This is a genomic window from Pedobacter sp. B4-66, from assembly GCF_018492665.1.
Classification (GTDB): Bacteria; Bacteroidota; Bacteroidia; order Sphingobacteriales; family Sphingobacteriaceae; genus Pedobacter.
In genome coordinates, this window is the sequence record NZ_JAFVME010000009.1 from 369615 (window position 1) to 384396 (window position 14782).

Sequence of the window (14782 nt, forward strand, 5' to 3'; positions counted from 1 at the left end):
GGTAATTAAAACTGTAAATTTAAACCCAGCAAAAATGTCCGCTGACTTGGATAAGAACCATCATCAACCCCATAAGCTGTTTGCTGTCCGGTTTCGCTTGAAGTTCCAACTTCCGGATCTATACCTGAATACTTTGTTATCGTAAACAAATTGGCTGCAGACAAATACACTCTTAATTTGCTAACTCCCAGCTTTTGAAGCTTATTTGCAGGAAGGGTATAGCCAATCTGTAAATTTTTAAGCCTCAGATATGAACCCTTCTCTACGAAATAAGAGTTTGGGACACTATTTGTGCTAAAGGATTGAGTTGTTTCCTGTATTGGAGCTTTTGCATTTTGACGCGTAGATGTCCAGGAGTCATAAAGTGCAGTATGGCTCTTTGCACCTTCAAAAGAAGGCGAAAAATCTGTCCACCATTTTACTTGATTCCAGATTGAGTTACCCTGAACTCCATAAAAGAAAGCGCTAAAATCGAAGTTTTTATAGCTGGCTCCAAGATTAAGACCATAACTAAAATCAGGGTTTGCATTGCCCAAAAAAGTTCTATCAGCAGCAGTAATCATTCCATCACCATTTACATCCGCATATTTAAAACGGCCAACTTTAACATCATCCTGATACACGGTATTAGGATCGTTTGTAACCGCCCGAGCTTCTGTATTTGCAGCTTCAATTTCTGTATCCGAATTCCAGAACCCTTCTACCTTATATCCAAAAAATTGACTAACGGAATGACCTACAGCATTACGAACAATATTACTACCATCAAATCTTCTTGAATCTAAGTCGAAATAATCCACATCACCAGACACTTTCTTTATTTTATTGCTGTAAGTTGTAATTGTAGCAGTTGCATTAAGCTTAAGGTCGCTTCCAACATTTTTATGTCCAGTTAGAGAAATATCAAAACCATTGTTTTTCATTTCTGCAATATTTACAAACGGGACTGTGGCCGCTCCGACTGTTGCAATCATTTCTGGATTATACAACAGATCCTTGATATTTTTCTGGTAATAATCTGCTGAGATTTCGATTCCACCGCCAAACAATGTGGCATCAAAACCAAAATTTGAGTTTATGTTTTTCTCCCATTTGGCATCAGGATTTCCTGTTTGATTTTGATAAAAACCTGCTACTACAGCATTGCCACCACCAATTGCATAGTAAGACTGGCCAATTAAGCTACCAAAAGTTGTAAATGAGTTTGAACCGGAAACATTTACCTGATTACCCATAATACCCCAACCACCTCTAATTTTTAAATCAGTAATCCATTTCACATTGGATAAAAAGCTTTCTTTAGAGATTCTCCAGGCAGCACTTACCGCAGGGAACACGCCGTATACATTTTTAAGGAATTTTGACGAACCATCTCTCCGCACGGTTGCACCGATTAGATACTTGTCATTAAAGGCGTAATCAACGCGGCCTATTAACGAGAATAATGCATCTGCAGTTCTTTCGCTTGAGGTTTCCATTGGCCCGCTACCATTTGACAGATTGGTATAATCAGGATCAAATGAAAAGTATCCCTTATTAGTTCCACTCATTGTACTGTAACGGTTCTTATTGTACTCCGTTCCTACCAATACCTTTAGACTATGGAGGTTAAAAGTTTTATTGAACGACAAAGTATTTGTCCAGGTATATTCTAAGCCAGTATAAGAAGATTCAGCATAACTGTTGCTGGTTGTATTTTCTGCATTTTCATATTGAGGATAAACAAATGATCTGGATGCCCCTGAATAAGAATCAGCTCCAAATGCACTTCTGAGTGTCAAAAATGGCATAAGGTCAGCCTCTGCATACACATTTCCAAATAGCCGGTTGTCGCTAGCCTTATTGTCTTTAGTTCGATGTAACATTGCTACGGGATTATAGGCATCGCCCAACTGACCACCGTAGCCACCTGCAAAATTCCCCATTATATCATACACAGGAATAATAGGCTGCTCTCTGAAGGCATGTCCGATAGCATTATCGCCACTGAGCCCATCTATTTTAGGGTTTGTTGTAATGGTATACGATAAATTCTCTCCTACTCTAACATATTTCCCAATGTTGTATTGAGTATTAGAACGTACAGTGTATCTTTTTAAATAGGTCCTGTCTAAGGTCCCCTTCTGATTAAAGTAGTTTGCAGAAAAAAGATAATTACCCAGATCTGAGCCACCACTGATAGAAACATTTTGGCTGGTTATTGGAGCTGGATTAAATATTTCATCGTACCAGTTTGTACCTGTTTTGTTTGCTTTATTGATTCTGTAAAAGCTTTGGTACTCCTCGTCGGAAGTAAATAACGGTTTTAATTTATACAGGGATGGATTTACAGAGGGGTCTCCCTCTCTAGCGCCGAATGGATAGATGTAATCGGGCAAAACATAGGTTGAACCATTTCCATATATAGGATCATCGAATTCAGTGTCGCCTGAATTTGTTTTGGCAAGTCTTTTTAAATCAGCCATCTCCTGAGGTGATAAAATACCCCAAACATTTCCTGTTTTAGGGCGTTGACTTCCATAATAAGCATCATACTGCACTTTCACCTTATCTTTTCCCTTTTTTGTACTGATTACGATAACGCCATTTGCAGCGCGAGATCCATATATTGAAGCCGAACCCGCATCTTTTAATACCTGCATGGACTCTATGTCATTAGGGTTTAAATCGGCAACATTAAGTGTTGGTACCCCGTCTACTACATAAAGGGGATTGTTATTACCAAAAGTATTTACCCCTCTGATACGTACCTGAGGTTCTTCGCCAGGTTGTCCAGATCCTAAAATGGTAACTCCGGATGCCTGCCCTTGCAACAAGTTATTTACTGATGGGCTAGGCTGTTTGATCATATCAGCAACATTTACTACAGAAACGGCGCCAGTAAGATCCTTTTTCTTCTGGGTAGAATATCCCAGAACAACCACTTCACCTAATGACGTTTCTTCTTCAACAAGTTGGACACTTAAAGTACTCTGTCCATTAACAGGAATCTCTTTTGATGTAAAACCTATATAAGAAAAGACTAAAATTGAATTGGCGTCTGGCACATTAATGACAAAATTTCCATTTAAATCAGTAATCGTAGCAGTTACAGTACCCTTTACCTTTACACTTACACCAGGCAATGTTTCTCCTTTAGTAGAGGTAACCTTGCCTTTAACCGGTATTGGTGCCTTATTGTTATTTTCTTCGTTTACTTTTTTAGAAACGTCTTTATCATACAAAATGATTCTGTTGTCGATCACTTTATAAAAGATGCTTAGTGGGCTTAATGTTTCGTTTAAGATATCTCCAAGCCGTCTTTTTATAAAGTTGGCGGATGTTTTCCGATCAGCTTTAATTACTGATGGGCTGTAAATAAATTTAACTTTTGTTTGGTTTTGTATCTCGTTTAATATCTCTGTAACCTTAGCATCATTAATGCTGATTGAGATTTCCTTATTCAATATTCCCTGAGCGCCGGCATTTTTTGCCATCGCACCACAAGTAAATAGAACTACTAGAAATATTTGGGCTATAGATATCCTCATTGCTGTTTTTATTAAAGCAACAAATCGCTTTTTTTTCATAACTTTAGGAGTTTTGTTCGTTAATATGAAACTTTTCGTACAGAATTCTTAACTGGCAATGTCCCGCAACATTGTCAGTTTTTTTTTAGCGTTTGGTTAGTAAAATTCCTTTTTCTTCATAAGCTGTTTGGTTAGATTATTAGTTTTGGTTGATTTTAGGTGTTGTTATTTTTCTTTGATAATTATTTTAGTCCCCTTTACTTCATACGTTGCTTGTATTGATTCACATAAAAAGTCTAGCTGGCTGTATAAGTCCTGTTCAGAGAGATCTCCTGTAAATGTATAATTGTATAGTTCCTTGTCTTCGACAGTGAACTCAATACCATATGATTTTTGAAGTTGATTTAATACATCTGCTACCTTGGCATCATTAAAGGAATAGCTTTCTTTTATAACCTGTTTATTATTTTTTGCTATTGGCAGTGGCTTATCAACAAGTGTGGTTGCAAACGTATTTTCTGATGCATTATAAACAGTTTTCTGATTCGGCGTAAGCACGACTCCCTTGTCTGATTTTAAGAGCCCATCCATTTTGAAGGAAAGACTCTCTGAATTTGGAGAAACAATTACTTTACCCGTTTTAACTGTTACTTCTGTTTCGTGGGTCGCACTATTAGTTTTTACGATAAAACTGGTACCAACAACTCTGGTGATTACATTGCTATTATATACTAAAAATGGTCTGGCTGGGTTTTTACTGATCTCAAAAAAACCCTCTCCTTCTAAAGATACTTCACGAACAGTTTTAGAAAAACGCTTAGGGTACTTCAATAAAGATTTTGGCTGAAGTGTAACCCTACTTCCATCCTCCAAAGAGACAATCATAGGCTTAGTTGTGTTATTTATAACAGAGTTAATGTTATCTGTAGCTGCAACCGTCATAAATTCAGGCCTTTTAGTATCTACATTAAAGAATATATATGCAGTGATAACCACAAAGCCTGCAATAACAGCCGCAGCCACAGTAATTAAAGTTTTTGATAGTTTGAAACGGGGTTTAAGTTTACGAACCGGGATTTCATCTTCTACCATTAAGGCATCTTCATGTATTCTATCCCATAGCTTTTGTTCCAATGCACTTACTTGCGCAGGAGCAATATCTTCCATGTCATGCTTATCAAGCATTCCATACCATTTTTCAATAATTTCCTTTTCTTCATCCGTGCACCTGTTCTCCAGATATCTTTCTACCAATAGATGAAATGCTTCTCTGCTCATTTTTATAGCTTTTAAACTATATGTAAGCTAAGTAGCCTCTACCCCTAAAAAATATTTGAAAAAAGTTGAATTTTATAGAAACATACTAAAAGCAACCAGTATAAAGAGGTATTCTTTAAGATAGAATCTAATTGACTTAAGTGACTGGGTGATATGGTACTCTACAGCTTTTTCGGAAATATGGAGTTGCTCGGAGATGTCTTTAACAGACCGATGTTCAATACGGCTCATCCTGAATACTTCTGCTGTCTTTTTAGGGAGTAAAGCAATACCTCTGGCAAGTGCATCAGAAAGTTCATTAAGCATCAGCAGGTAGTCTGTATTATTAACCACACCGTAATTAGTGGATGCCTTAACGTAGTTATGATAGTTTTCCTGAACCAAGAGTGACTTATAATGGTTGATAATGCAATATTTTAGGCTTCCGAACAGATAAGAACTTAATGAGTTTATTACAACTGCTTCTCTTCTTCTCCATAATTCCGTAAAGAGATTTTGAGTTAACTCTTCTGCCAATTCCTTATGATGTACTTTCTTGTACGCAATCTGATATACCTTTTGCCAGTACCGCAAATACATCTCTTTGAACGCATGCTGGCAACTTCCTTTAAAAAGAACAATTAATTCATCATCAGTTAAGAGTCTGCAATCCATCAAGTTAATGTCGGCTTAAACCAAATTTAACAAATATAATCCGAAGTGCGCTACAATTTTTTTACACTTAATAAATTGCTATGCGGTGTGATCTAAGCATATACGGACTTACATTCGATTGACCTGCTTGCTGAAAACTAATTAGCTTGGACGGTTTTAAAGGCATATGACAATCTATACAGTTAGTTTTAACCATCGCATTTGCCAGAGTTTTATCAGTGTGCTTGATGGTAGAATGGCAGCTCATACATTTCTTTGAATATGCAGTTAAACCTACTTTATTTTGATTGTGGGTACTATGACAGGTTGAACAGTCAAGACTTTCACTTTTAATAAAACATTTACTGCCTGAAAGCATCTGATTTTGTTTTCCATGAACATCAAGCGATGATTCATCAAAAGATTCAGAAAAATTTCCGTAATATTCGTTGAGATCATCTCCTGGTTTAAATGAAAAAGTAGATTTCAACTTTTCAGCATCATTTCCTGAATGGCAAACACCACAGGCATCAACTTTTTGCTTTCTTGACAACGACTTATATAAAGTAATAAACTTGGCCTCCTTTTCCTTTGGATTTTCTATATGAAATTCAACATGCTTTGCCGCGGGGCCATGGCATCTTTCACAATTAATCCCATAAACTAGGGATGATTTAACCAACTCATCCGAAACAGTTAATCCTCCACTTTTTACTACTTTATGATCTATAAATGAACTGTGACACTCAAGGCATCTCGGTTCAATAACTCGACCAAAATTAGGCCTGGAGCCTGAAAAACCGGGGCTGTTAGCCCAACTATCCTGGCTTTTAAAAAAAGACAATGGCAACTGATACAGTGATTTCCCTTTCCATGTTGCATAGGTGAAAGCCTTTTCTCCTGAACCAAAAGCTACATCAAACCTCCTGGCAAGCTTTTCTTCACCATCGAGATAAGCAACTTGATACATCCCACTATCCCTTTTCTCTACAACAACTTTCATATGTTTATCATAATTATAAACATTTGTATTACCCCCTATTGGTAAATGACTATCTGCTGTAATTGGAGATGTAGTAGAGAAATGTGGATTTTTCAGGTATGATTCATACACATTTTTATGGCACTGTATACAGGTTTTACTGCCTGCAACTGCATTTTCAGCTACAGGCACTTTCTTAACAGAATCAACACATTGTGAAAACAAGAAAACAAATACTGAGATAACGCTGAAAATCAGCACTAAACGCCTATTTCCTTTCATATTTTAATTTTAGTTATTCTATTCGATAAATCGAATATAGTTAAAATTAAAACCACCTGCATTCGCGAAAACCTTTAATTTTTGTTTGCCAGCATTGAGCCTAATATTTTTTAGTTGAACTGTTTTAAAAGTGGTGTAATCACCTGTATTCGGTATATTAACCATTGGCTCTAACTGCTTACCATTGATAGCAATTGATAAGCGTCCATTTACATCTTTAGAAGCTAGATTTAAAACTATGGTATAAATGCCAGCCCTTTCTACATCAATTGTATACTGTAGCCATTCGCCAGTTTCAATATGACTAACATAATATGAATCTTTAGAGGTTTTACTTATATCCACCCCATCATTTCTATATACTCTTCCTTTATTCCCAGTAGTATTTACACCTGTAGAAACGTGATAATCCGCAGTGTCTTTATCAAAATATGCAAAGCCATTAATACCCAGATCATAATCAACAGCATAAATGGTTGTATTCTTTTTTATCGTATTGTTTTTAAAAGGTTTTGTTTCATTTGAGAAGGGTTGACGTATCATTGCATCAAGTACATCATAGTGGATAATACCATTCTCTATCTTCAGATCATCCGCAAGCTTTTTTAATCCAGATTTTGCCACCTCTGCAGTTGGCTTTGCACCATCCCCTTTCCAATAATTAAGAATTACATCATATTCGTGATTAGATTTCACTTGAACGGGATTATTATTACCCAATTTCTTTAAAGGCCACCATGCCCAACCTATATTGTTTTTTTCGAACAACCTGATGGCTTCTGTAAACCAAACATTGGAGTTTTCGCCAGTTTCACCTAACCATATAGGTACATTCTGCTCATCTCGAATAGTTATCATCCCTTTAGCAGACGCCTGATCATTATATGCCCAATACTTATGGAAACTTAAGGCCATATTATCGTCCCATAAAGGAAAAATCCCATTATAGTTATTACCCCATCCATTGCCTTCTATGATAACAATATGTTTTTGGTCAACTTCACGTATTGCTTTTGTTATGTCTAACATCAGTTTTCTTAAAGGTGCATTCTTTTTTTCCTTTATTCCATTTTTATCATTACTAGGATCTTCAAACCCCCAGTTAGGTTCATTTATAATATCATAAGCACCAATCCATGCTTCATTTGCATATCTTTCGGCTAATTTGCGCCACAGTGCTACAGTTTTTTGTTGATTGGCCTCACTGTCCCATAAAGAAGGTTTTGAGGAATCCCGATCTGAGATATTGAAATCATTACCTTGTCCACCCGGTGCTGCATGTAAGTCCAATATCAGATACATCTTATTAGCTTTACACCAGGCAAGTAGAGAATCCGTCATCGAAAAGCCTTTTTCAAGCCAGGTATTTTGCCCCTTTACAGGCTCTTCTTCAATAGATAAAGTATAAAGATTGTAGTGCATAGGCAGGCGAACCGAATTAAATCCCCACACTTTCATTGAATCAATATCTGCTTTTCTAGTATGATTAGATAGCCAATTATTGTAGAAAACCTTGGTTCCCTGCTCACCTACCAAATCAGTTATTCGCTGTTTAATTTTATGTTGTTGACCTTCATTGTTAATCCCTAACATATAACCTTCCTGCAACATCCAGCCACCTAAGCCAACTCCCCTTAACAATATGTTTTCTTTATTTTCATTAACAATCTTTTTCCCATCTGCCCTTAAAAACCCTTGAGCGTTACTATAATGAATGTTTACAAAACATGATAAAATAAATACGGTTGAAAATATAATTGAAATTTTTATGCTATTGATCATGAGATTATTCTATAATAATTGTTGAAATTGAATGTGACTGACTAGTTGTTTTTGCTGCTTTTCCATTTATCAATAATTTATAGGGAAGACTATCATTAGATTTATTCATCACCACAACCGCTACTTTGCCATCAGGATTAATGAAGGCTGTAGTAATTAACTTATCTCTATTTGATGAACTAGCGATTCTCTTTGCTCCCGGTTTTATAAATTTAGAAAAGTGTCCCAGATAATAATATGAATTGGTAAAAATTAGTTTCCCTGTTTTAGTGTCAGCATGAATGGGGGCAAAACAGAAGTTACCTACATGATTTGGCCCTCCTTTCTCATCTAAAATCATATTCCAGTCTGTCCAGGCTGTTACTCCACTTTTAAAATCATTAATTAAGGAATAACCATAGCGCTCTCCTAGTGCCCAATTATTAACACTATCCAGATTAAATTTTTCGACGCAGCCTTCTGTAAAGACAAGATTCTTGTCGGGAAAAGTCTCGTGTACCAGTTTAACATTATCAAACAACATGTCGCTACCCGTCCAGGTTTCGTACCAGTGAAAACCAATGCCCCAAATGTACTTAGCTGCGTCTGGATCACTTAGAAGGATATTTGCACGGTGAAATATCTGATCTCGATTGTGATCCCAGGCAATTATTTTTTTCCCACCTAACCCACTTTTCTCTAGTGTTGGACCTAAATATTCTTTAATGAAGTCTCGCTCCTCTTCTGCAGTAAAAACACAAGACTCCCACTTTTGTGTAGCCATTGGCTCATTTTGTACAGTAAGCCCCCATACTGGAATTCCAAGAGCTTCATACCCTTTAATAAATTTCACATAATAATTCGCCCAGTTTTGTCTAAATTCAGGCATCAATTTACCACCTTTCAACATACTGTTATTAGTCTTCATCCATGCTGGCGGGCTCCATGGGCTAACGTAAAGCGATAATTTACCCCCGGCAGCTGTTATAGCCTTTTTTATTAGAGGAATTCGGTGCACCTCATCATGAGCTAAACTAAATGTTTTTAATTCAGGATCATTTTCCTTAACATAGTTATAGCTTTCACTTGAGAAATCACTGCTATGAATAGTTGTTCTTGCTAGTGAATATCCAATGCCCTTTTCAGGATTATAATAGGCTGTTAAAAATTCGTCCTGAGCAGCCTTAGGTAATTTAGAAAAAGTTTCTGCAACAGCATCTGTTATGGAACCTCCTATTCCTATTATTGACTGAAAACTTTTAGCAGGATCGACCAAAACACAAACCTCAGTTTCCAGTGGTTGAGGAAGGTCTGTTACCGATAGTGATCCAACATTACTTAAACGCAAGTTAGAACCTAGCGCGGTGGTATAAACAGTGATCTTTTTCTTATCTAAAGTAAAATTTTGATCAGCTTTAGCCTTAGGGCCGTGACTCTCATTTTGTTGCTGTATACAGGAAAAAAAAAAAGGAAATGTTAAAAGAAAAGGTATGATTTTCTTCATATAATTTAAAATTGGTTTATTCTTTAAAGGCACTACTTATAAAAAGTACATGATATAGGATGCTTAATAGCTTTATTATTAAGCATCCTAGTTATTATTTCACTAATACATAGGGTTTTGAGGTAATTTTCCAGTTACTACTTCATTATTAGGAATTGGTAGCAATTCGTGCTTTCCTTTAATAAAACCAAGTGGTCCAAGTTCTTGAACTGCCAAATCCCAACGAACAAGATCAAGGTATCGGAAGCCTTCAAAAGCCAACTCTAATTGACGTTCTTTAACGATTGCCTGAAAAAGTGCATCACCACTTGCTAATACTTCCCCAAGTTTAGAGCGAACTCTTACTTTATTAAGCTCGCGACGAGAACCGACTTCATCACCTGCCCGGTAATTAGCTTCGGCAGACATTAACAATACATCGGCATAACGTATAAAACGCCAGTTTGTTCCATAATTAACCTCAGCAACGGTACCACCAGACTGACTTGCATACGATCCGTACTTTCTTTGGAAACATCCATCAAAATCATAAATTCCGGTTTCAGGAAATGATCCACCACCTGCTTTTAATTCTTCGATAGACATAATGGTATTCTTCCTTCTAACTTCATCCCCCGCAGCCACAAATGCGTTATACAATTTACGTTTAGCAAGGTTCATCCCCCATCCACCAAGCAATGAATCCGCGGTAGCCTTCACATATGGAGCATCAGCTCTTGGACCCCATAGCTGAACATGTATATTACTCTCAGGAGTGCCACTCCATGGAAAATTCCCATAATCGTAAGCCGAAGTATTAGAATAAGAGATTTCAAACAATGACTCTTTTCCAAATTCTCCCTTTTTTGTAAAAGCCATAGCGGTTGTAGCCTCAAGATCATATTCCTTTGAATCTATTACCAGGTTTAAATATTTTACAGCCTCTGGCCAATTTTTCTGATATAAATAAACTCTACCTAAAAGTGCCTGCGCTGTGCCTTTTGAAGCACGGAATTTATCTCCTGCACTATAGGCACTTTTTAGCGGAAGCGCATCTATTGCCTCCTTCAAATCACTTTCTATTTTTTTGTAAACCTCAGCTTTAGGTGTACGACCTGTACTTGCATATTTCGTTGGATCCAGGTCATCTAAAACCAAAGGAATATCACCCCAAAGCGTAACCAAATCGAAATAATTGTATGCTCTTAAAAATTTTGCTTCGGCAAGTATGCGTTTACGGACATCACTTTCAGGCAGAATTTTATTGATAATTTTGTTTGCTCTGTAAATTCCGATATAACATTTTTGCCATGTCATAGAAACCTTATCATTTTGAGCTGTTGCTCTGTATTTATCGAGATCCTGATATCCAGGCTGATCTCCATCATTAGCCCCGCCTGCATTACTTTCATCAGAAGGCATTATTTTGAGCATTAACATACTGTTCCAACCTCCATTCCAATAATCTGATTGAAGAATATCATAAACTGCGATTACCGCCTGATTTGCATCGTCGTCAGTTTTATAAAACTCCTCCTCTGAAAGTTTGCCGGGTACGGGTTGATCAAGGAACTTTTTACAGCCACTAAAACAGGTGACAACTGCAACGACATATATAATTGATTTAATGATTTTTGTTTTCATAATTTCTATTTTAAAAAGTAAATGAAATACCTGCTAGAGCCTTTCTCGAAACCGGATACGCACCGCGATCGATACCTAAACTATTTCCTCCACCATTTCCGCCTTCTGGATCTAAGCCAGGATAGTCAGTAAATGTGAAGAAATCATCAAGACTGATGTAAATCCTTGCATTTTTAATCTTAAGCTTATTAGTTAATGAATTAGGGAATGTATAACCCAATTGCATCTGACGAATACGTGCAAAAGAACCGTCAAAAACCATTAAATCACTATTAAAAGCTTTTGCATCAGCCTTTGGTCCAAAAAAGGTATTTGTACTTCCATCTCCTGTCCAACGATCATTGTAAAAGAATTCAGGTTTATTGGCAAGCCTACGATCATTCCTTACAAATCCCATTAATACATCATTACCTTGCGACCCTTGTATAAAGGTTAAGAAGTCAAAACCTTTATAGCTAAGGTTGATTCTTACCCCATAAGTAAAGTCCGGAACCGGATCTCCAATATAAGTTTGATCCACATCTGAAATCTGCTTATCATGATTTGTGTCTACAATAATTGGATCTCCAGGTTTCGGACTATAACCACTAAGACCATTATCAGTCTTGTATTTATCAATTTGTGCTTGATTCTGGAATATACCCGCTGTTTTATAACCGTAGAAATACCAGATTGGCAATCCTTTTTCAAATCTGGTAGCAGTCCATCCTGTACCAACACCAGCTCCATTAATTACTGGGGCAAGCGGATTTACTTTAGTTACCTTATTCTTAATTGTACTTAAATTAGCTCCGATCTCGTATCTGAATTCTTTTTCTCTACCGTTATTGTAACTTAATTCAAATTCCCAACCCTTATTTTCCACATTCCCACTATTAATATCATTAAGTATATTTCCGGCAAAGTAAGGCGAAGCACCATTGGTAATCAAATCTTTAGTTGTTTTCTTGAACCAATCTACCGTTAAATTTAATCGGCTGTTAAAGAAGTTTAGGTCAGTTCCAAAATCAAGTTGTTCACTGGTTTCCCACGAAAGATCTCTGTAAGGTAAGTTTGTAGGAGCGGCACCCAGTATAAAATTGCCACTAGCATCTGTGTATCTTGAATTTAAACCGATTGAACTTTGCCAAGAACCTATACCCACGTTAGAAAGGCTACCATTTTGACCCCAACTAGCACGAATTTTAGCATAGTTCAATATTTTAGAAGCGTTTTCTCCGTAAAAATCCTCATTAGAGATCACCCAACCAACTGAAGCAGATGGGAATGTACCCCATCTATTTTCGGGAGCAAAAAGAGAGGAACCATCCCTTCTTAACGTGGCAGCAAACAGATATTTATCTTTATACTCATAATTTAATCTACCATAATAGGACTGCAAAGTGCGCGTATTATACTGACCCCAAAAATTAGATAATTTACTATCCGTTTGTTGTACAAAATCCGGATATGCCCATTTATCTTCTTCTTTAAATATACCAGAGTAGCTTCCTTTTAGATTATTGTACATTGATTTCATAGAGGCTATACCAGCAAGTGCGGTAATACTATGATCTCCAAATTTCCGGGTATAGGTAGCAAAGTTCTCCCAGTTCCAGGTGAAATAATTGTCCTGATAATCTGACCCAGTTGTAATATCATTTAGGCTTTCGCTTGAAAACCAAAACTTAGGACTCCATGCATGATTTCTTACAAACGCCGCATCTATACCAAAACGAGTAGTGATTTTCAATCCGGCAAGCGGTTCAATATCAGCAAATATATTTCCTACAATTTTGTTTTGTGCAGTTTGACCATGTGTTTTAGCAATCATAGCCAAAGGATTCCCATATTCCCCCTGAATGAACTTGGAGACCCCGTAGTAATTTCCATTTGCGTCTTTTAATAATGTTCTTCCGGCATTAAGCGCTGTTTGAGCATGAGCTGGTAATGCTCCGCTGTACGTTAATGGAGTAATTGGGTCTAGAGACATCATGCTTCCGACTACAGAGCCATATTCTGTGTTTTCTGAAATCCCCATATTTGAGAAGTGAGAATATGAAAATCTTTCACCAACATTTAGCCATGACTTAGCTTTAAAATCAGAATTCAAGCGTACAGTATACCTATCAAATTTTGATTTATCTCCTCCGATGATACCATCCTGAGTAAAATAAGTTGTTCCCAAAAGGTATGAGAATTTTTCAGTTGCCCCACTAAAATTTAGGGTATGATGCTGCTGAGGTGCATTTTGAAGTACTGCATCAGACCAGTTTGTTCCTGCCCCAACTGCATTTGCTTCTTCAACAGTTGGACCTGAATATCCTCCCTCCTGCATGTACTTCTGATACTGAGAAGCATTCATCATTTTAGGTAATGCTCTAGCAGATTGCTCTCCATATTGAAAACTATATGAAACTTCAGAAGTATTAATTTTTCCGGTTTTTGTAGTAATGATCACTACTCCATTGGCTCCTTCCGCTCCGTATATTGCCGCGGAAGCCGCATCTTTTAGTATTTCCAAAGAGGCAACTTCAGAAGGATCTAAAAACTCAATACCTCCGGCACGTACACCATCAACAATATATAGAGGTTCAGCACTACGACTGGAGCCGGTTCCTCTTACACGAATACTAAGGCCAGATCCCGGAGCTCCGGACTTAGGCATAACAGTTACTCCTGCAGTCCTACCCTGAAGTGCTTGATCTATCCTACTTGATGATACTGTTTTTAACTCTTCAGCTTTTACGGAAGATATTGCTCCGGTAACCAGGCTTTTCTTTTGAGTACCGTAACCCACCACTACTACCTCACCTAAAGAGGTTACGTCTGCCTCTAAAACTACACTAAGAGGATTGCTATTGGTTATTGTAATGGTTTGAGGAGCCATACCCAACTGACTAATGATTAATTTTGACCCTACAGATGGAACTGCTATTCTGAAATTTCCACTTGCATCTGTTAATGTTGCTTTTGTAGTGCCTTGTAATGTTATGGTAACTCCTGGCAATGGCTTTCCATCTGCCTTGTCTGTTACCTTACCCGTTACTGCTACTTCCTGTGCCAACAAGGCCAATGGGGATATAAGTAAACAGTAAACGAAGAAAATAAGTGTAAGACTTCTTTTCATACAATAAGATTTAGATTAGTTTATATTTGGTTAATTTGGCTTTCACCTGGCGGTTACGGCTAATTCAAATCTATACCTGAGAGTAACTTTTACAATATTTC

At 37.1% G+C, this 14782-nt stretch carries 8 protein-coding genes; all 8 read right to left on the minus strand.

What is annotated here, in order from left to right; all coding sequences use genetic code 11:
• Positions 1–5: 5 nt before the first annotated feature.
• Positions 6–3569, minus strand: coding sequence for a SusC/RagA family TonB-linked outer membrane protein (locus J1905_RS16620; RefSeq protein WP_214228404.1), 3564 nt, complete (start codon positions 3567–3569; stop codon positions 6–8).
• Positions 3570–3734: 165 nt separating this feature from the next.
• Positions 3735–4787, minus strand: a complete 1053-nt coding sequence (locus J1905_RS16625; protein WP_214228405.1) for a FecR family protein — start codon at positions 4785–4787, stop codon at positions 3735–3737.
• 72 nt (positions 4788–4859) lie between these two features.
• The gene (locus J1905_RS16630; protein ID WP_214228406.1) at positions 4860–5441 is read right to left on the minus strand and encodes a sigma-70 family RNA polymerase sigma factor; all 582 of its coding nucleotides are present in this window, start codon (positions 5439–5441) and stop codon (positions 4860–4862) included.
• Positions 5442–5508: 67 nt separating this feature from the next.
• The gene (locus J1905_RS16635; protein ID WP_214228407.1) at positions 5509–6684 is read right to left on the minus strand and encodes a multiheme c-type cytochrome; all 1176 of its coding nucleotides are present in this window, start codon (positions 6682–6684) and stop codon (positions 5509–5511) included.
• Positions 6685–6702: 18 nt separating this feature from the next.
• Complete coding sequence (locus tag J1905_RS16640) at positions 6703–8466, minus strand: cellulase family glycosylhydrolase (RefSeq protein ID WP_214228408.1); 1764 nt, start codon at positions 8464–8466, stop codon at positions 6703–6705.
• A gap of 4 nt (positions 8467–8470) precedes the next feature.
• Positions 8471–9949, minus strand: a complete 1479-nt coding sequence (locus J1905_RS16645; protein ID WP_214228409.1) for a glycoside hydrolase family 30 protein — start codon at positions 9947–9949, stop codon at positions 8471–8473.
• 102 nt (positions 9950–10051) lie between these two features.
• On the minus strand, positions 10052–11572 hold the full coding sequence (locus J1905_RS16650; RefSeq protein ID WP_214228410.1) for a RagB/SusD family nutrient uptake outer membrane protein: 1521 nt from the start codon (positions 11570–11572) through the stop codon (positions 10052–10054).
• 10 nt (positions 11573–11582) lie between these two features.
• The gene (locus J1905_RS16655; RefSeq protein WP_214228411.1) at positions 11583–14681 is read right to left on the minus strand and encodes a SusC/RagA family TonB-linked outer membrane protein; all 3099 of its coding nucleotides are present in this window, start codon (positions 14679–14681) and stop codon (positions 11583–11585) included.
• Between the last annotated feature and the right edge of the window lie 101 nt (positions 14682–14782).

Coding starts and splice junctions, on each gene's coding strand:
- J1905_RS16635 (WP_214228407.1), bottom strand. CDS start 6,684: ATGAAAGGAAATAGGCGTTTAGTGCTGATTTTCAGCGTTATCTCAGTA.
- J1905_RS16630 (WP_214228406.1), bottom strand. CDS start 5,441: ATGGATTGCAGACTCTTAACTGATGATGAATTAATTGTTCTTTTTAAA.
- J1905_RS16645 (WP_214228409.1), bottom strand. CDS start 9,949: ATGAAGAAAATCATACCTTTTCTTTTAACATTTCCTTTTTTTTTTTCC.
- J1905_RS16640 (WP_214228408.1), bottom strand. CDS start 8,466: ATGATCAATAGCATAAAAATTTCAATTATATTTTCAACCGTATTTATT.
- J1905_RS16655 (WP_214228411.1), bottom strand. CDS start 14,681: ATGAAAAGAAGTCTTACACTTATTTTCTTCGTTTACTGTTTACTTATA.
- J1905_RS16625 (WP_214228405.1), bottom strand. CDS start 4,787: ATGAGCAGAGAAGCATTTCATCTATTGGTAGAAAGATATCTGGAGAAC.
- J1905_RS16650 (WP_214228410.1), bottom strand. CDS start 11,572: ATGAAAACAAAAATCATTAAATCAATTATATATGTCGTTGCAGTTGTC.
- J1905_RS16620 (WP_214228404.1), bottom strand. CDS start 3,569: ATGAAAAAAAAGCGATTTGTTGCTTTAATAAAAACAGCAATGAGGATA.